This is a genomic window from Ahrensia sp. 13_GOM-1096m (assembly GCF_000620605.1).
Lineage (GTDB): Bacteria > Pseudomonadota > Alphaproteobacteria > Rhizobiales > Rhizobiaceae > Ahrensia > Ahrensia kielensis.
Genome location: NZ_JIAX01000010.1, coordinates 216,342 through 233,098 on the forward strand (window position 1 = coordinate 216,342; position 16,757 = coordinate 233,098).

Sequence of the window (16,757 nt, forward strand, 5' to 3'; positions counted from 1 at the left end):
AATTTCATCATATAAATGACCGCAGTCACTTTTGAGGATAATCATGAAAAAGCGCATATACATTCTTAACGGACATCCAGCTGAGAGTTCGCTTTCTAAAATCTTTGCAGAAACTTATGCCAAAACTGCTCGTGCGGCAGGCCATGAAGTACGGCTTTCCCATCTGCGAGATTTTCAATTCGACAGCGATTTTGGACATTCCAGTTTCAATAAAGCCAAACCACTTGAACCATCTTTAGAAAAGCTTCTTTTAGATATTGAGTGGAGCGAACATATGGTTTTAACATCCCCTTTATGGTGGGGTGGCTTACCCGCAAAACTTAAAGGCGCAATTGATCGCGCATTCCTGCCCGGGCGAACATTTGATACACGTGTGAAAGACGGAACTTTTCCAAAACCTTTACTGAGCGGGAGAAGCGCACGCGTGATAATCACATCGGATACGCCCAATTGGTATCTACATATTTTTTATCGCAACGCTATATTTCAACAACTTAAGAAACAAATTCTGGGCTTTGTCGGGCTAAAGCCTTCTCGGTTCACTCACTTTTCAGGTGCAAGTAATGCAAAGCCAAAGGATATAGCTCGATGGGTTTCGAAAATTGAAAAGATAGCTGCCACAGCAAAATAGCGCGATTACTCACCTTCGATCATACGAAGTTTACCAGCCCGCGCTTACACGGCAAATCATCATAAGATTTTAAATGTCAGTAGAATTGCCGCTTTTAGATATTGTGTAATTGTTTTGTGGCCTCAAGCACCTAAATAAGCAGCTCTAAGGGGACACGCATGAACAATAACGCCGACATTCTGATCGACATCAAAAACATTACCAAGAAATATGACAACGGCTTCACAGCGCTAGACGATGTTAGCTTGCAAATTAAGAAAGGCGAGATCATTGCCCTTCTCGGCCCAAATGGTGCAGGTAAGACAACGCTTATTTCAACCATTTGTGGCATTATAACACCAACATCCGGTAACATTAGTGTGGGTGGTTTCGATACATTAAAAGATTACCGCGACACACGCAAAATGATTGGCCTTGTTCCGCAAGAACTAACGACCGATGCTTTTGAAACTGTGTTTGATACCGTGTCATTCACGCGCGGTCTTTTTGGCAAGCCGCGTGATAAGTCAATCATTGAAAAAATACTGAAAGACCTGTCTCTTTGGGACAAAAAAGATAACAAGCTGCGCGAATTATCTGGCGGCATGAAGCGCCGCGTTTTGATTGCCAAAGCTTTGTCGCACGAACCAGACATTTTATTCCTTGATGAGCCAACAGCAGGTGTTGATGTCGAACTGCGTAAAGATATGTGGAACGTTATGCGTGCGCTTTCGAAAACCGGCGTCACCATCATTTTGACCACCCACTATATTGAAGAAGCAGAAGAAATGGCGGACCGTATCGGCGTTATTTCCAAAGGGCGTATATTGCTGGTGGAGCAAACCTCAGAACTCATGCGCAAGCTTGGTCATAAGGAAATGCTTATTGAGATTAGCGAGCCGCTGGATACGCTACCTGCTTCGCTTCAGGCATTTGATCTGACTTTGTCTGATGATCGCAAATTGATTACTTATTCTTACAATGCCAACCAAGAACATCCGGGGATTACGCGCCTGCTCAAAGCTCTTATCGAAGCGGACATACGTACGACCGATATTTCAACGAAGCAAAGTTCGCTTGAAGATATTTTCGTCAACTTGGTGAGGGACGCAGCATGAACATTCACGCGATATCTTCAATTTACAGATTTGAAATGAACCGCATGTGGCGCACGATGGGCCAATCCATTGTTTCGCCAGTTATATCAACATCACTGTACTTCATTGTGTTCGGGGCTGCTATTGGCCGTCAAATGGGCGATATTGATGGCATTTCTTATGGTGCATTCCTCGTGCCGGGCTTAGTCATGCTCTCCTTGCTGACACAATCGGTATCGAATGCAGCATTCGGCATTTATTTTCCGAAATTCACCGGCACGATTTATGAAATACTTTCAGCGCCGGTTTCAGCATTGGAAATTGTGATCGGCTATGTTGGCGCTGCAGCAACCAAGTCGCTGATCCTTGGCGTAATCATCATGCTGACAGCAACATTATTCGTGGATTTGAAAATTGCACACCCATTTTGGATGCTATTTTTCCTCGTGCTCACAGCAACAACATTTTCGCTGCTCGGCTTTATAATTGGAATTTGGGCTGATGGCTTTGATCAATTGCAGATCGTGCCGCTTTTAATCATTACGCCACTGACATTTCTGGGCGGAAGCTTTTATTCCATCAAAATGTTGCCGGAGTTTTGGCAAACTGTAACGCTTGCCAATCCAGTGCTTTATCTTGTTTCCGGTTTCCGGTGGAGCTTTTATGAGATTTCAGATGTGAGCCCAGGAATTTCAATCGCAATGATTTTGGTATTCCTGAGCCTGTGTGCCGGCATTGTTTATTGGATATTCAAAACCGGCTACCGTATCAAAAGTTAAGCTGCTTGCGCTTGGCCGTTGACCGCGTTTTCAACGGCCTTTCGTGCCCACTGCTTGATTTCTTCTTCAAGCTGCTCGTTATGTTTGCGAAGTTCTTCAATTTCACTATCAACTTTATCACGTTCTGCCTGATGGATTGCATCAAGCTCAGCTTTGAGTTTTTTGTTCTCTTCGATGAGAGATTCTTTATCGTTGCCGCTCATCATGTCGATTGTATTTTCAAGCGAGGCAAAGCGTGATGCGGTCTTGCTTTGAAACTGTGTAAATGCAGCGCTAGCGTCTTCACTGTTTCCAACGGATGCGCTGGCTCCAGCCTTAGGCATTGTGAAAATGGCTGCGATAGAAAAGATTGCAAAACTTGCAACCGGAATAGCGGTGAGTGATCCGAGCATCGGTGCCAAGCCCATATGGCCGACATCAAAAGTTGCCGCAAACAAAACAGTTGCGCTCAAGACAGATGATACGCTGAAAACTTTATGAAGCAGTGGTCCCAGCCCACCCTTTTTCTTTTCATCTTTCGTTGCAGTTTCTGCTTTTTTATTCGCGGTCATCTACGATTCCCCAGACAGTGCGGCACGATGGCCGACTGACAAAATCAATGTCGATTATTTAACATACCGCATATTGTTAGGCTTAGCGGTTATGAGCACGCATCATGCTTCTCTTCAGAGGCTCATCGTCAACTTAAGATAGTGGGGTTTATGAAGCGTTAACCATGGCTTTGATGAACGTTGAATCATGGATAAAAACGCGTTTTATCCCAATCTGCATTTGCATCCTGACGGCTAAAGATAATTCGGTCATGAAGCCTGAACATGCCGTCTTTCCAAAACTCAATATAGGTCGGAATAATACGAATACCGCTCCAATATTCTGGACGGGGAATTTCGCCAATGGCGAATTTGGCGGTGTATTTGGCGACTTCTTTTTCAAGAGCAAATCGGCTCTCCAGTGGACGTGACTGCTTGGATGCCCATGCACCGATGCGGCTGCCGCGCGCACGCGACTTATAATAATCGTCGGCTTCTTGGTCCGTAACAATCTCGATTTCGCCGCGCACCCTCACCTGCCTACGCAAACTTTTCCAATGAAAGCACATCGCGGCCTTTTTCTGACCAATGATTTCTTCACCCTTTTGGCTTTCAAAATTGGTATAGAAAACGAAGCCGCGCTCATCAAATCCTTTGAGCAGAACCATACGCACATTCGGCAAACCATCAGCATCTACACTTGCAAGCGCTGTCGCATTTGGATCATTTGGCTCAGACTTTTCAGCCTCAGACAACCATTCTTGGAATGTCACAAAAGGATCGGTTGCCTCTGAAATGTCACGACTTGTTAACTTAGTATCAGTCATACTTAACCTTGGACTTATTATGGGTTATTGCGAGTAATGCTATCCACACATACATGTGATCTATTGTCGGCGAAGGTCAAGGTTTCGATTGTACCTGCGGCAATATTGTGCGTTGTGATCATGCTCTCGGGCTGCGCTATTGGCACCAATGCAATTGACGATGCGCTTACAACGTCCTCCATTTCCATCGCGGACAGCACGCCCACCATTTCAAACGATCCGTTCAGCAAAATCGACTCTCAAACAGATGCCGCAACATCCGATAAACTACTGGACGAAGATACAATACGTTTAGCTGTGACAGCTGCTGACATGTCGAAGGTGAAAACTGAAGGTCTATCTTGGGCCAATGAAGCGACAGGGTCTTCTGGCAACATTACGAATATTGCACAGCGCGAAGAATCTGGCCAAACTTGTCGCAGCTTTAATGCAACACGCACCTCTTATGATGGGGTAACATTATACCGAGGTGCCGTTTGTCTTGATAAGAAATCGGGCTGGTGGACGCGTTCACTCGCACCGCTTGGTTAGTTGGATTTGTAAGATGCACTGGAATTTTGTGCGGACTACCTCCATATAGAATGCATAGTGTTTACAAAAAAGCGAGTAATTGTCGATGCGTGATCCATACGCAGTTCTAGGTGTGTCAAAAACCGCAACAGCTGGCGAGATCAAATCCGCCTTCCGTACCCTTGCGAAAAAATACCACCCAGATGCCAATAAAGATGACCCAAAAGCAAAAGAGCGTTTTAGCGAAATCTCTTCGGCCTATGAAATTCTAGGCGATGAAAGCAAACGCAAGCAGTTTGATCGCGGTGAAATAGATAGTGACGGCAGAGAAACCCACGGCTTTGGCGGTGGCGGCGATCCATTTGGCGGGTTCCGTCAACGCGGCGGATCTGGCGGTGCAGGATTTGACCCCGAAGATATTTTGAAAACTATGTTTGGCGGCGGCTCTGCGCGTGGCGGTTTTGGCGGCGCAGATCCATTTGGTAGCGCACGCCCACGTCAACGCCAGGCCCAACCACAAAAAGGCAAAGACATTGAAGTTTCGCTTCCTGTCACTGCCAGCGACATACTGAATGATGGAAAAGCGAAGCTCAAACTGCCGGACGGTCGCACTGTTGCTGTGACTATTCCCGTTGGCGTTGAAAATGGTCAAGTTATCCGCTTGAAAGGCCAAGGACATGCTTCACCAACGGGGCACCGCGGCGACATTTTAGCGAAAGTTGCTTTCAAAACGGAAAATGGCGTTCGAATTGAAGGCCCTCATGTTGTGATGGATGTTGATGTTCCTCTTGCAACCGCAGTTATGGGTGGAAAAGTCACTGTTGCAACGCCTCAGGGCAAAATTGCCTTAAAAGTTGCTCCTTGGTCCAATTCTGGCACTGCAATGCGCCTTAAAGGGCGTGGTTTGCCTAAAAAAGCCAATGGAAGCGGTGATTTGATCGCAATTTTGCGCATCCTGATGGATGATAATGACCGCAAAGCGCTCGAAACTATATTCGATAGACGCAATGAAACGGTGGAACCTTAACGTAAATACTTGAACCTGCTTGATGCTTTGGAATCTCTATGCGATATGCTCCTCAATTCTTAAACAATTGACATAGCAGGAGAACCGCATGTCTATCGGCTCGGGTATCATGAAAGGCAAGCGCGGCCTTATTATTGGCCTTGCGAACAACCGTTCAATGGCATGGGGCATAGCGAAAGCTTGCGCCGACCAAGGCGCTGAACTTGCTCTGACCTATCAAGGCGACGCAATCAAGAAACGTGTAGAGCCGCTAGCTGAAGAGCTTGGCGCGATGCTCGCTGGCCATCTCGATGTGACCGATGTTGATAGTGTTGAGGCTGTCTTTAGCCATTTGGAAAAGACTTGGGGCCGTTTGGACTTTTTGGTTCATGCCGTTGGCTTTTCCGACAAAAACGAACTTACAGGCCGCTATGTAGACACGTCACATAGCAATTTCATGATGACGATGGATATTTCCGTCTATTCGCTTACACGTCTCGTCAAACGCGCAGAGCCATTGATGAGCAATGGCGGTTCTGTTGTCACATTGACCTATTATGGCTCAGAGCGCGTGATGCCTCACTATAATGTAATGGGCGTTGCAAAGGCAGCACTTGAAGCAAGTGTTCGCTATCTTGCGGTTGATCTTGGCCCTAAAAACATTCGCGTCAATGCGGTTTCGGCTGGTCCAGTAAAAACACTTGCCGCATCTGGCATCGGTGATTTCCGTTATATTTTGAAATGGAACGAATATAATTCTCCGCTACGCCGTACAGTGACGATTGACGAAGTTGGCGATTCAACGCTCTATTTGCTTTCAGATCTTTCGCGCGCAGTGACCGGCGAATGTCACCATGTTGATAGCGGCTATCATGTTGTTGGCATGAAAGCTGTTGATGCACCGGACATTGAAAAAACATAACGCTTAGAACTTATAAGGCCATTTCTCATGTTAATCCCACCACATCCGTTCTTCATGATTAGACATGGCGAAACGGATTGGAACCGCGAAGGCCGCTTCCAAGGCCAAGTTGATATTGACCTCAATGATCTTGGCCGCAGCCAAGCGGCCGGCAATGGCAAAGCACTGGCTGCCCTTATTGATCCATCTCAATGGGCGTTCATTTGTAGCCCTATGTCTCGCACACGCGAGACAATGGAGCTTATCCGAGAAAATATGGGCCTGCCCCGCGAAGGGTATGCGATTGATGAACGGCTTATCGAGGTCACATTTGGTGACTGGGAAAAGCATACATTCTCCGATATTGATGCGAAATGGCCTGATCAAGCAAAGCTTCGCCATGAGAATAAATGGGAATATGTGCCGCCAAATGGCGAGTCATATCGCGCAGCTGCAGAGCGCATGCGCCCCGTTCTTGAAAATCTCAAGCAACCATCCGTTATTGTTACACATGGCGGCATCATTCGCGGAATGCGGGTTTATATTGAAGATACAAATCCTGATGACACCGCGCACGGCGCCACACCACAGGACCAGCTTTATTTTTATGATGGCGATGAAGGCGGCTGGCTTGATAAAGACGATGGAGCAGAGGCTTAGATCATGTCACATAATAGTTTTGGCCATCTATTCCGCGTTACAACTTGGGGCGAAAGCCACGGCCCAGCGCTTGGGTGCGTCATTGATGGCTGCCCTCCGGGGATAGAGTTTACCGTGGCCGAAGTTCAGGCCTATCTTGATAAGCGTAAGCCTGGGCAATCAAAATTTACCACGCAGCGCCGCGAAGCTGACGAAGTAAAAGTTCTGTCAGGCGTTTTGCCAAAAGATGACGGCGTAACCCTTGTTACGACTGGTACTCCGATTTCGATGATGATCGAGAATACCGATCAGCGCTCCAAAGACTATTCAGACATTGCCAAGCGCTACCGCCCCGGCCATGCCGATTACACCTATGACGTAAAATACGGCATTCGCGATTATCGCGGCGGTGGGCGTTCATCTGCGCGTGAAACGGCTGCCCGTGTTGCTGCTGGCGCGATTGCACGTAAAGTCGTACCGGGCATGATTGTGCGCGGTGCAATGGTTGCTATGGGCACCGAAGAAATCAACCGCGACAATTGGGATTGGGATCAAATCGATCAGAACCCGTTTTTCTCGCCCGATGCCAGCTCGGTGGATCGTTTTGCAGATTATCTTGATGGTATCCGCAAACAAGGTTCTTCCGTTGGTGCTGTAATCGAAATTATTGCAGAAGGTGTTCCTGCAGGTTTGGGTGCGCCTGTCTACTCCAAACTGGATCAAGATATAGCGTCATATTTGATGAGCATAAATGCTGTTAAAGGCGTTGAAATCGGCAACGGCTTTGAAGCTGCACGTATCACGGGCCCTGAAAACGCCGATGAAATGCGCATGGGTAAAGACGGAAAACCAGTATTTTTATCCAACCACGCAGGCGGTATTCTAGGCGGCATTTCAACGGGTGAAGCTGTTGTGTCGCGCTTTGCAATTAAACCGACATCATCCATGCTCACGCCAACTAAATCTATTAACGCCGACGGCGAAGAAGTCGACGTTGTCACCAAAGGCCGCCATGACCCATGCGTTGGTATTCGCGCAGTGCCTATTGGCGAAGCAATGGTTGCCTGTGCGATAGCAGATCATTATTTACGTCACCGCGGTCAAACCGGTCGAATTTAGGAGCAGTAATGAGCCTTGAGTTTTTAATCACTTCGCTGATTGTTATTCTCCTGCCCGGTACTGGCGTCATCTACACAATGGCAATCGGTTTAGGACGCGGGTTTCGCTCATCCATTATGGCAGCTTTCGGATGCACGCTCGGTATAATCCCAAGTGTTTTTGCAAGCGTCGTTGGGCTTGCAGCATTGTTACATACAAGTGCGATTGCCTTTTCAATTATCAAATATCTCGGCGTTATATATCTTTTATATATGGCTTGGAGCATTGTGCGTGATGGCAGCCCCCTTGATTTGGAAGAAAACAGTGAGCAGCGATCTAACTGGCTTATTGTTCGTGATGCAATTGCTATCAATGCACTGAACCCAAAGCTTTCCATCTTCTTTCTCGCTTTTTTACCTCAATTCGTATCAAGCGAAACGAACAACCCAACACTATCTATGCTGGTGCTTGCTTCAAGTTTCATGGCAATGACCTTTCTCGTCTTTGTGCTTTATGGTGGCCTTGCGTCTCTTGCACGAGATTATGTAATCAGCAGGCCAAAAGTTACAATTTGGCTTAAACGCAGTTTTGCCGGAGTGTTCGCGCTTCTCGGCTTACGTCTTGCCCTTTCGGAGCGATAAAATGCCTTATGATCAAGCAAAAGTTGTCGAAGCTATTCGTGCTTTCGAACGCGGTGAAGTGGTTGTCGTCATGGATGATGACGGCCGCGAGAATGAAGGTGATTTGATCTGCGCTGCGGTTCATACAACACCGGAAATCATGGCACTTATGGTGCGTCATACATCCGGCATCATTTGCGCGCCAATGACAGTGCAAGATGCCAAACGGCTAAACCTTCAACCGATGGTGGCTGATAACACCGATGCGAAAGGCACTGCCTTCACCGTATCTGTGGACTATAAACACGGCACGACAACAGGCATTTCTGCCGACGACAGAACGCTTAGTGTTCGCAATCTTGCCAACCCAAATGCTGGCGCGGATGATTTTAGCAGGCCCGGTCATGTGTTCCCGCTCGTTGCCCGCGAAGGCGGCGTTTTGATGCGTTCAGGCCATACGGAAGCTGCGGTTGATCTGTGCAAACTTGCAGGATTGCCTACCGTTGGTGTGATCTCGGAGCTGGTAAATGATGATGGCAGCGTTATGCGCGGGCCACAGGTTTCTGCCTTTGCTAAAGAACATGGCTTCTTGGAGGTTTCTGTTGCTGATCTGATTGCCTATCGTCAGCGCAAAGAAAAACTCATCGAACATATTGAAGAAGAAATTGTCGAAACCGCTGCTGGCAAAGCCGTTGCACGCACCTATAGATTGCCTTGGGACCCGATGCAGCACCTTGCCATTGTTGCAGGTGATGTTCGTGATGGTCGCGATATTCCGGTCCGCTTGCACCTTGAAAGCGTTGTCGATGATGTTTTTGGCAAAAAGCGCGAACCGGTTGAACAGCTTCAGTCCATGGTTGAGAAATATGGACGCGGCGTTATTGTCTATCTACGTGAAGGCTCCGTTGGCGTTGCAACAGGCGGTGGACGCCCACATGGCGAAGACCACGCGGAAGCACAAGAGCGCGAAAGCGAATGGCGTGAAATCGGTTTGGGTGCTCAAATCCTCAAGGATTTAGGTGTCACCTCAATCAAGCTCTATTCATCACGCGAGCGCCGCTATATCGGCCTTGAAGGTTTTGGCATTGAAATTTCTTCTACAGAAATCATGGATAGCTAGTGACGCCTGCTACGCATCGATCATTTAACCAGAATGAGAGTGATGCGTGATTGCTTAGTAGAGAGCGGTGGAAAGAGTTTAACGAACTGGTTCCCTCGCGCTAAAAATACGCTATGTAGCAATTATGGTTACGCGTTATTATGAGCACGACATTTTCAAAGAACACGTCACGCCGCCCGGTCATCCCGAGCGCGTGGATCGTTTGCGTGCGCTTGAAACGGCACTAACGGCCGAACAATTCGGCACATTAGATCGCCAACAAGCGCCCATCGCTGATGAAAGTGCAATACTTCTGGCGCACCCTGAGGAATTTTTGCTGCGTGTAAAAGCTCAGATACCTGAAGAAGGTATTGCCCGCATTGATGCCGATACCGTTGTTGGCCCTCAAAGCCTTAACGCTGCAATGCACGGTGTTGGTGCGTCCATGGCAGCTGTGGATGATGTTTTTTCTGGCACTGCTGACAATGTGTTTGTTGCATCGCGCCCACCTGGCCACCACGCAGAAAAAAACACTGCTATGGGTTTTTGCCTGTTTAACAATGTTGCTATTGCCGCACGTCACGCTCAGAAAAAGCACGACGTCGAACGTGTAGCGATCATTGATTGGGATGTTCACCACGGCAACGGTACACAAGATATATTCTGGGACGATCCGACAGTTCTTTACTGCTCTACCCACCAAATGCCGCTCTATCCCGGCACTGGCGCAAAAGGCGAAACCGGCTCAAAGAACACAATCTGTAATGCGCCGCTTAATGCTGGCGATGGCGGTGATAAGTTTCGAGCAGCTTTCAAAGATCGCGTTATGCCTGCGGTGCAAAACTTTGAACCGGACCTCATTATCATTTCCGCAGGCTTTGATGCCCATTACCGCGATCCGCTTGCGCAGCTTAATCTTGACGATGAAGACTTTGATTGGGCAACAGGGCGCATGATGGAGCTCGCCGACCGATTTTGCTCCAATCGCCTTATCAGTGTTCTGGAAGGCGGATATGATTTAGAAGGGTTAGCTGTCTCTGGCGCTGCCCACATACACAGAATGATGCGAGGCTAAATGAGCGACCAACAACAACAAACTATAGACCCTTCTACACTTTCCTTTGAACGTGCACTGAAAGAGCTTGAAGGCATTGTTGACCGCTTAGAACGCGGCGATGTGGAACTTGAAGAAAGCATTACGATTTATGAGCGCGGCGAAGCTTTGCGCAACCGCTGTGATGCGCTTCTCAAATCTGCTGAAATGAAAATCGAAAAAATCAAAGCTGGCCGCGATGGGCAAGCCAATGGCACCGAACCTCTTGACGGCTAAAATGTTTATTCACGGGCGCTGTTAGGCTTCTGATAACCGAAAGTTTTCAGATTTTTTTAGCCCCGTTTCTTTGCGTGAAAATAACCTGAGCCATGTAGACCAATCCTCGAGTAAGGGGATTGGTATAATGACTTTCAAGAGCGCGACTAAAAGCGTCGGATTGTCAATTTTGGGCGCTTTGACGATTGCTGTACTATGTAGCACAGCAGCCAAGGCTGAACCTAAATATGACGAAACGCTCGCACGAAAAATTGCGACACATGTCGCTGAAAAGCTAGGCGAATTGCGCTCTGGATTTGAGCCGCATGAAGCGCCTATGTTTGTGACATCAAAAGATATCAAGCAACAACGTATCACTGACACGCTTGAACAAGAAGGCATGAAGCTTATCAAGCCGATTAGCTTTCTTCCCGAGCAACAAAAAAACGGTGATTTTGTTTATGCCAGCTATGAGCCACGTTCCGTGCGTATCGTTTATGATGGTATCATAATTCAAAACTGAGCGTAATTTACTTGCCATCGACTAGCAGCGTCTGCCACTAGTGTGGTGGATTTAACATTTGGTTCCCACTTCAGGCAGGGCGCATAGCCAAATGTTAAATCCGAAACCACACTAGAATCATATAATTGCTAGTGTTCTTTTCGCATCCGACATTCGTTTGGAGCGTGCTGCAAAGGGAATCGAATGTCGGATACGGAACACTAGTCGCTTATGGCATATACAGACACCACAGATCATATCCGGCTCGACAACCTGCTTGTCGAATTGAAACACTTCACAAGTCGCAGTCGCGCGCTTGATGCAATTAAACGCGGCACCATCTTTGTTGATGGAAAGCTCGCGAAAAAAGCCTCGGTGCTCGTTCACCCAAAGGCTGACATTCGTATTGATGATCCAGCCCAACATTATGTATCGCGCGCAGCTATGAAACTGGTTGCAGCGTTAGATCACTTTAAAATTGATCCAGCTGACAAGAATTGTCTTGATGTTGGCGCATCGACCGGTGGATTTACGCAAGTATTGCTCGAACGTGGTGCAGCGCACGTGATTGCGCTTGATGTCGGCCATGATCAACTAGATGAGACTTTAAGAGCTGATGAGCGCGTCACTGTTTTTGAAGGCCTCAATGCCCGTGATCTTGAAGAACAACATCTTGGCGATCATTTACCAGACATCATCGTTTCAGATGTGAGCTTCATCTCACTCAAACTTGCTTTGCCGCCTGCCCTTGAATTAGCAGCAGCTGGTGCGCTTTGTATTCTTTTGGTCAAACCGCAATTTGAGGTTGGGCGCGAAAATGTTGGCAGGGGCGGCATCGTTACGCCTGAACTGGGCGAAGCAGCATCTAAGGATTTGGAAGCTTGGCTTGGTTCGCTACAAGGTTGGCGCACCACCGGCATCATCGCATCGCCGATCGCTGGCGGCGATGGCAATCAGGAATATCTTTTGACAGGACGAAAAGATGGCTAGTCAGACACTTGAAGTAAAATCGCTTGGCGCGCTTGGCGACGGCATCGCTGCCAATGGTGTTTTTGTACCGGGTGCATTGCCGGGCGACGTGGTCGAAGCCAATGTCGAAAAAGGTCGTGCTTCTGTTCGCACATGGCAGATCAAAAGCGATTTGCATGTCACACCAGTCTGCAAGCATTTTGGCGATTGTGGTGGCTGCAAGATGCAGCACTTGGATATGGCTGCCTATAGCGCATGGAAAGCGTCATTGGTTTCAGATGCGCTCTCACAGGAAGGCATTCATATTGACCTTCAGCCAATGGTCACTTGCGAACCAAATTCTCGTCGCCGCGCTGTTTTTTCAGTAGTCGTGAAAGATGAAGGTGTTGATGTTGGATTTCAGCGCGCTGGGTCAAACCATGTCGTCGCGATCGAAGAATGCCACGTCATCACAGAACGTTTGGCGGGCGCGACCCAAACCATTGGCCAACTGGCAAAAACCTTTCAGCCGCGCGGCAAAACAGCAAGCTTTACAGTTCTTGATACCAGAACGGGCTTTGATGTGAGCATTTCGGGCGATTACAAACTGAAAGACAATGACCGCCGCGCCATAAGTGCATTCGCTGTGAAAACAAAATTAGCACGCGTTACAGTCAATGGTGAAACAATTATTGAGAATAACCGGCCAATGCTGAGCCTTTCAGGCTTTGATGTTGCACCGCCAGCGGGCGGATTTGTGCAAGCGGTACAAACGATTGAAGACGTTATGGTTCAGCTCGTCTGTGACCATTTATCAAAGTGCAAACGCATTGCAGACATCTTTTCCGGTAGCGGCACATTCACGCTTCCGCTGGCGCGCATCGGCTCTGTCGTTGCAGCAGAAGGAGAAGCGGCGGCTCTCAATGCGCTTGATCGCGCATGGCGCGAGGCTGCGGGCAAAGGTTTAAAGCCGCTCAAAACAGAAAAGCGCGACCTGCATCACCGTCCATTCATGGCCAAAGAATTGGAATTGATGAAAACGCAAGGCGCTGTGTTTGACCCGCCGCGGGCTGGCGCTGAAATGCAAGCCAAAGAGCTGGCAAAATCAAAAGTTAAGCGTATCGCGGCCGTCTCGTGCAATCCGACGACGCTGGCGCGCGATCTTCGCATCTTAATTGATGGCGGCTACACTTTGCAATCTGTCACGCCGCTGGACCAGTTTTTATGGTCTCCACATGTTGAGGCGGTTGCTCTGCTTGTTCGCGGAAAAGGATAATTCATGCACTGGCTTTATTTAGCGATAGCGATCACGGGAGAGATTATCGGCACAACTGCGCTGAAAGCTTCAAACGGATTTACCAATCTAGGGTCGAGCGTTATCGCCGTGATTGGCTATGGTGTCGCATTTTATTTTCTTGCGCTTGTATTAAAAACCGTTCCGGTCGGTATTGCCTATGCGATTTGGTCCGGTGCAGGTGTCGCAATTATTGCGCTTATTGGCCTCGTCGCCTTTGGCCAAAAGCTCGATATAGCCGGAATAATTGGCATTAGTCTCATCGTAATCGGTGTGATTGTGCTCAATGTTTTTTCAAACACAACCGCACACTAAATTCGGCGACAAAGCTATTTTTTGCGGGTCATGAAAGCCATGAAAGCAGTCTGCGCTTCTTGTGATTTAAGCTGCGCAGCAAACAGTTTGCCTTCTTCTAAAATCCGCGCTTTGACGGTTTCAACGTCTGGCCGCATAAGCCGCTTGGCATGAGCCATGGCTTGCGGTGCACGCGCGGCAAGCTTCTCAGCTGTTTCCGCAACGGTGCTTTCTAAAACATCGGCCTCAACAACCTTATAAATCAAGCCAGCATCCAGCGCTTGTTGTGCTTTAAGCGCTTCGCCCATAGCCAATAATGCGTAGGCACGTTGATGCCCCATAATCACAGGCGCAAGCAGGCTGGAGGCCGCCTCAGGCACCAATCCCAAATCCACAAAGGGTGTTTTGAAAACCGATTGCGGCGTCGCAAAAGTTAAATCGCAATGCATATGGATTGTCGTGCCAATGCCAATCGCCAGTCCATCGACACCGGAAACAAAAGGTTTTTTCAAGCTTGCCATGCAATTCAGGAAGTCGAAAACTTCTGTTCCCATATCGCCCGATGCAGCAAATGCCATAAAGTCTTGCAGATCATTACCAGAAGAAAAAGCGCCGGGTGTTCCCAATATAACATGGCACCGTATCGCATCATCCGCTTCACCAGATGATAAGGCCGCCGTCATTTGCGCATACATGTCGCGGGTAATGGCGTTCTTTTTGTCTGGCCGATTAAAGCGAATTGTCTGCACCGCACCTTGTGTCGATACTAATATGTGGTCGCTCATAATAATCCTCAATCTACAAGTGAAGCAGCTGCTGCTTCAAAACTGTCAGCGCCCTGCTCTACGCGGTTTTTAAGTGCGGCAGCACCGTTTGCATGGTTTTCCGCAAAGAACCGACAAAGCGCTGCGCGATCTTTTGCATCTGGCACTGCAAGCGCCGACTTAGCAAGATAGATGCCGCCTGCAACCAAACCAAACAATGTTTGATAGGGTGTCGCGGCCGCTAGCACATGCTGAGTTTCACCAGCCTTGGACTTTGTGTTTAGCCAATTTGTTGCAGATTTTAGCGCTTCCATTGCCTCTGACAAAACAGCCATTGAATTACCAAAGGCAGGTTCGTTAGAAGCACGTAGTTGTTCTAAAGTGCCATCAAGTTCGTCAAAATATGCTGAAACACATTGCCCTTCAGAAAGAGGCAATTTTCGCTGAACAAGGTCAATGGCTTGAATGCCGTTCGTGCCTTCATAAATTTGCGCAATACGTGCATCACGCATGAAGATTGCAGCGCCGGTTTCTTCGATAAAGCCCATGCCGCCATGCACTTGTACGCCAATCGACGCGACCTCTGAGCCAATATCAGTCGAATATGCTTTGGCAATCGGCGTCAATAAACTTGCGCGTTCTGACCAAAACTTCTTGTCTTCGTCTGAGCCAATTTTTGCCAAATCAAGCGCATGCGCACACGAATAGCAAATGGCGCGCGCGGCTTGTGTCAGCGATTTCATAGTCAAAAGATTGCGCTGAATATCAGGATGGAAAACGATTGGCGCCATGCCTTCACCATCCCATGACGGCGCTTTACCTTGCTTGCGCTCATTGGCGAAAGCTATCGCCTTTTGCGTAGCCGCCTCTGCAATCGCAACACCCTGCACGCCAACAGCAAGGCGCGCATTGTTCATCATTGTGAACATGCAATTTAAGCCGCGATTTTCTTCACCGATCAACCAACCTATGGCGCCGGGCTTGTCGCCAAATTTTCCGTCACCATAAATCATTGTGCATGTCGGCGAGGCATGAACACCTAATTTATGTTCAAGGCCACTGCAAAATGCGTCATTGCGTTCGCCTAATGAGCCATCATCATTGACCAAGAACTTAGGCACGGCAAAGAGCGAGATACCGCGCGTTCCAGCAGGCGCATCGGGCAGACGCGCCAAAACAAGATGCACGATATTATCGGTCATATCGTGCTCACCATAGGTGATAAATATTTTCTGCCCAAATATCCGGTAAGTACCATCACCTTGCGGCTCTGCACGTGATTTAAGCGCTGCAAGATCTGATCCTGCTTGCGGCTCTGTCAGGTTCATTGAACCTGTCCACTCACCCGATATCAGCTTTTCAAAATAAACAGCTTTTAATTCATCGCTCGCATGCGCTTCAAAAGCCTCAATTGCCCCCATCGTCAACATTGGACAAAGACCAAAAGCCATGGAACCGGAGTTCCACATTTCAGTTGCAGCCATAGCAAGTGTGGACGGCAGATTTTGCCCACCATATTCCTCAGGGCCAGAAAGCGCATTCCAGCCACCGGCGATCCAGCTCTGGTACAGTTCTTTCCAACCTGGCGGCGTGGTAACAGCGTCATTAGCCAGCTTAGAGCCATGCTGATCACCAACCATCAATAATGGCGCGATCTGATCAGTCGCGAACTTTCCAGCTTCTTCTAGAATAGCATCAACAAGATCTTCGCTAAGCTCACCAGCTTGTCCGCTTTCAATCGCGTTGGACAGACCTGCAACATGTTTAATCGCATGCGCTATTTCATCAACGGGTGCACGATACATTGGCTTTCTCCTCCACTCAGAATTCGCTAACTGCTTTTTACGTAAACGTCAATTATCCAATCGCATATTACAACATTTTATCCAAGTGTTCTCATCTAAGAATTCAGTCGAGTTCAACAAAGTGT

Annotated in this window: 20 protein-coding genes; 16 read left to right on the plus strand and 4 right to left on the minus strand. The window is 48.1% G+C overall.

From position 1 onward, the window contains the following. The first annotated feature begins 43 nt into the window (after positions 1-43). From N530_RS0107220 to N530_RS0107230, 3 genes are all read left to right on the plus strand, one after another. On the plus strand, positions 44-631 hold the full coding sequence (locus N530_RS0107220) for an NAD(P)H-dependent oxidoreductase (protein ID WP_035266591.1): 588 nt from the start codon (positions 44-46) through the stop codon (positions 629-631). A 158-nt stretch (positions 632-789) separates the two neighbouring features. Beyond that, on the plus strand, positions 790-1,728 hold the full coding sequence (locus tag N530_RS0107225) for an ABC transporter ATP-binding protein (RefSeq protein ID WP_026480152.1): 939 nt from the start codon (positions 790-792) through the stop codon (positions 1,726-1,728). Further along, entirely contained in the window at positions 1,725-2,486 is a 762-nt protein-coding gene (locus N530_RS0107230) for an ABC transporter permease (protein WP_026480153.1), read from the plus strand. The genes N530_RS0107225 and N530_RS0107230 overlap by 4 nt, the downstream gene beginning before the upstream one ends. Here N530_RS0107230 and N530_RS0107235 read toward each other — a convergent pair. Beyond that, positions 2,483-3,037: a hypothetical protein gene (locus N530_RS0107235; RefSeq protein WP_026480154.1), complete on the minus strand. Its 555-nt coding sequence runs from the start codon at positions 3,035-3,037 to the stop codon at positions 2,483-2,485. The two genes, N530_RS0107230 and N530_RS0107235, sit on opposite strands and share 4 nt — an antisense overlap. A gap of 185 nt (positions 3,038-3,222) precedes the next feature. Further along, positions 3,223-3,843 carry a pyridoxamine 5'-phosphate oxidase gene (gene pdxH / locus N530_RS0107240; protein ID WP_026480155.1) on the minus strand — a complete coding sequence of 207 codons (621 nt, stop codon included), beginning with the start codon at positions 3,841-3,843 and terminating at the stop codon, positions 3,223-3,225. Between the two features lie 36 nt (positions 3,844-3,879). Between pdxH and N530_RS18575 the strand changes: the two genes are divergently transcribed. From N530_RS18575 to N530_RS0107305, 13 genes are all read left to right on the plus strand, one after another. Further along, on the plus strand, positions 3,880-4,374 hold the full coding sequence (locus tag N530_RS18575; RefSeq protein ID WP_051540811.1) for an RT0821/Lpp0805 family surface protein: 495 nt from the start codon (positions 3,880-3,882) through the stop codon (positions 4,372-4,374). An 85-nt stretch (positions 4,375-4,459) separates the two neighbouring features. Continuing rightward, a complete protein-coding gene (locus N530_RS0107250; RefSeq protein WP_026480156.1) occupies positions 4,460-5,380 on the plus strand; it encodes a DnaJ C-terminal domain-containing protein in 921 nt (306 codons plus the stop codon). A gap of 88 nt (positions 5,381-5,468) precedes the next feature. Beyond that, positions 5,469-6,281 (plus strand): enoyl-ACP reductase FabI, encoded by an 813-nt coding sequence (gene fabI / locus N530_RS0107255; protein ID WP_018689401.1) that lies wholly within the window; start codon positions 5,469-5,471, stop codon positions 6,279-6,281. A 27-nt stretch (positions 6,282-6,308) separates the two neighbouring features. Beyond that, a complete protein-coding gene (locus N530_RS17615; RefSeq protein WP_035266594.1) occupies positions 6,309-6,920 on the plus strand; it encodes a histidine phosphatase family protein in 612 nt (203 codons plus the stop codon). A gap of 3 nt (positions 6,921-6,923) precedes the next feature. Then, positions 6,924-8,018, plus strand: a complete 1,095-nt coding sequence (gene aroC, locus N530_RS0107265) for a chorismate synthase (protein WP_026480157.1) — start codon at positions 6,924-6,926, stop codon at positions 8,016-8,018. A gap of 8 nt (positions 8,019-8,026) precedes the next feature. Beyond that, entirely contained in the window at positions 8,027-8,638 is a 612-nt protein-coding gene (locus N530_RS0107270; RefSeq protein ID WP_026480158.1) for a LysE family translocator, read from the plus strand. 1 nt (position 8,639) lies between these two features. Further along, positions 8,640-9,737, plus strand: a complete 1,098-nt coding sequence (gene ribB / locus N530_RS0107275) for a 3,4-dihydroxy-2-butanone-4-phosphate synthase (RefSeq protein ID WP_026480159.1) — start codon at positions 8,640-8,642, stop codon at positions 9,735-9,737. A gap of 124 nt (positions 9,738-9,861) precedes the next feature. Then, positions 9,862-10,791 carry a histone deacetylase family protein gene (locus N530_RS0107280; protein WP_026480160.1) on the plus strand — a complete coding sequence of 310 codons (930 nt, stop codon included), beginning with the start codon at positions 9,862-9,864 and terminating at the stop codon, positions 10,789-10,791. Further along, the gene (locus tag N530_RS0107285) at positions 10,792-11,046 is read left to right on the plus strand and encodes an exodeoxyribonuclease VII small subunit (RefSeq protein WP_026480161.1); all 255 of its coding nucleotides are present in this window, start codon (positions 10,792-10,794) and stop codon (positions 11,044-11,046) included. Positions 11,047-11,173: 127 nt separating this feature from the next. Beyond that, on the plus strand, positions 11,174-11,548 hold the full coding sequence (locus tag N530_RS0107290) for a hypothetical protein (RefSeq protein ID WP_026480162.1): 375 nt from the start codon (positions 11,174-11,176) through the stop codon (positions 11,546-11,548). A gap of 210 nt (positions 11,549-11,758) precedes the next feature. Beyond that, positions 11,759-12,517 carry a TlyA family RNA methyltransferase gene (locus N530_RS0107295; RefSeq protein WP_026480163.1) on the plus strand — a complete coding sequence of 253 codons (759 nt, stop codon included), beginning with the start codon at positions 11,759-11,761 and terminating at the stop codon, positions 12,515-12,517. Next, a complete protein-coding gene (locus N530_RS0107300) occupies positions 12,510-13,751 on the plus strand; it encodes a class I SAM-dependent RNA methyltransferase (protein WP_026480164.1) in 1,242 nt (413 codons plus the stop codon). The genes N530_RS0107295 and N530_RS0107300 overlap by 8 nt, the downstream gene beginning before the upstream one ends. Positions 13,752-13,754: 3 nt before the next feature. Continuing rightward, a complete protein-coding gene (locus N530_RS0107305; protein ID WP_026480165.1) occupies positions 13,755-14,084 on the plus strand; it encodes a multidrug efflux SMR transporter in 330 nt (109 codons plus the stop codon). 14 nt (positions 14,085-14,098) lie between these two features. Here N530_RS0107305 and N530_RS0107310 read toward each other — a convergent pair whose 3' ends face one another. Together N530_RS0107310 and N530_RS0107315 are read right to left on the minus strand one after the other, a co-directional pair. Then, on the minus strand, positions 14,099-14,848 hold the full coding sequence (locus N530_RS0107310; RefSeq protein WP_026480166.1) for a crotonase/enoyl-CoA hydratase family protein: 750 nt from the start codon (positions 14,846-14,848) through the stop codon (positions 14,099-14,101). Positions 14,849-14,856: 8 nt separating this feature from the next. After that, positions 14,857-16,632 (minus strand): acyl-CoA dehydrogenase, encoded by a 1,776-nt coding sequence (locus tag N530_RS0107315; RefSeq protein ID WP_026480167.1) that lies wholly within the window; start codon positions 16,630-16,632, stop codon positions 14,857-14,859. Between the last annotated feature and the right edge of the window lie 125 nt (positions 16,633-16,757).

Excerpts from the sequence above, each read along its gene's own strand:
- N530_RS18575 (WP_051540811.1), top strand. The coding sequence starts at position 3,880 with ATGCTATCCACACATACATGTGATCTATTGTCGGCGAAGGTCAAGGTT.
- N530_RS0107305 (WP_026480165.1), top strand. The coding sequence starts at position 13,755 with ATGCACTGGCTTTATTTAGCGATAGCGATCACGGGAGAGATTATCGGC.
- N530_RS17615 (WP_035266594.1), top strand. The coding sequence starts at position 6,309 with ATGTTAATCCCACCACATCCGTTCTTCATGATTAGACATGGCGAAACG.
- aroC (WP_026480157.1), top strand. The coding sequence starts at position 6,924 with ATGTCACATAATAGTTTTGGCCATCTATTCCGCGTTACAACTTGGGGC.
- N530_RS0107290 (WP_026480162.1), top strand. The coding sequence starts at position 11,174 with ATGACTTTCAAGAGCGCGACTAAAAGCGTCGGATTGTCAATTTTGGGC.
- fabI (WP_018689401.1), top strand. The coding sequence starts at position 5,469 with ATGTCTATCGGCTCGGGTATCATGAAAGGCAAGCGCGGCCTTATTATT.
- N530_RS0107270 (WP_026480158.1), top strand. The coding sequence starts at position 8,027 with ATGAGCCTTGAGTTTTTAATCACTTCGCTGATTGTTATTCTCCTGCCC.
- N530_RS0107315 (WP_026480167.1), bottom strand. The coding sequence starts at position 16,632 with ATGTATCGTGCACCCGTTGATGAAATAGCGCATGCGATTAAACATGTT.
- N530_RS0107295 (WP_026480163.1), top strand. The coding sequence starts at position 11,759 with ATGGCATATACAGACACCACAGATCATATCCGGCTCGACAACCTGCTT.
- N530_RS0107300 (WP_026480164.1), top strand. The coding sequence starts at position 12,510 with ATGGCTAGTCAGACACTTGAAGTAAAATCGCTTGGCGCGCTTGGCGAC.
- N530_RS0107230 (WP_026480153.1), top strand. The coding sequence starts at position 1,725 with ATGAACATTCACGCGATATCTTCAATTTACAGATTTGAAATGAACCGC.
- N530_RS0107225 (WP_026480152.1), top strand. The coding sequence starts at position 790 with ATGAACAATAACGCCGACATTCTGATCGACATCAAAAACATTACCAAG.
- N530_RS0107310 (WP_026480166.1), bottom strand. The coding sequence starts at position 14,848 with ATGAGCGACCACATATTAGTATCGACACAAGGTGCGGTGCAGACAATT.
- pdxH (WP_026480155.1), bottom strand. The coding sequence starts at position 3,843 with ATGACTGATACTAAGTTAACAAGTCGTGACATTTCAGAGGCAACCGAT.
- N530_RS0107285 (WP_026480161.1), top strand. The coding sequence starts at position 10,792 with ATGAGCGACCAACAACAACAAACTATAGACCCTTCTACACTTTCCTTT.
- N530_RS0107220 (WP_035266591.1), top strand. The coding sequence starts at position 44 with ATGAAAAAGCGCATATACATTCTTAACGGACATCCAGCTGAGAGTTCG.
- ribB (WP_026480159.1), top strand. The coding sequence starts at position 8,640 with ATGCCTTATGATCAAGCAAAAGTTGTCGAAGCTATTCGTGCTTTCGAA.
- N530_RS0107280 (WP_026480160.1), top strand. The coding sequence starts at position 9,862 with ATGGTTACGCGTTATTATGAGCACGACATTTTCAAAGAACACGTCACG.
- N530_RS0107250 (WP_026480156.1), top strand. The coding sequence starts at position 4,460 with ATGCGTGATCCATACGCAGTTCTAGGTGTGTCAAAAACCGCAACAGCT.
- N530_RS0107235 (WP_026480154.1), bottom strand. The coding sequence starts at position 3,037 with ATGACCGCGAATAAAAAAGCAGAAACTGCAACGAAAGATGAAAAGAAA.